Genomic DNA, 357 nt, shown 5'->3' on the forward strand with positions numbered 1-357 from the left:
CTGTCGCTCTTGCGCGACGGCCTCGATTTTCGAGAATTCAACGAGAAATCCTGGAAGATCCCCGAGCGCTACCAGCCTTACCGCTATTCGCTCGCCGTCCATGGCGTCGGCATGGCGGACGAATGGCCGTTGGTGCTCTGTCATACCGATTTCGAGCACAATCAGGGCGGCCGCTTCGAGACCGGCATGGTCGTCTGCGTCGAAAGCCTGATCTCCGAAAAGGGCTGCGAAAGCGTCAAGCTCGAAACCCAGGTGCTGATCACCGGCAAGGGGCCGGAACGGCTCGATCACTTCCCCTGGGAACTGACCGACTGAACCAGCCAGTCGACCAGGTCGATCAGCCCGGCCTTCTTCGCC

General features: G+C 60.8%; 1 protein-coding gene. It reads left to right on the forward strand.

The features are described from left to right. Positions 1 to 315: M24 family metallopeptidase (locus AC1D0P_RS32535; RefSeq protein ID WP_477680490.1), on the forward strand; the 315-nt coding region annotated here is incomplete at its 5' end. Positions 316 to 357 lie beyond the last annotated feature (42 nt).

Source organism: Polaromonas sp. P1_G2, assembly GCF_056405515.1.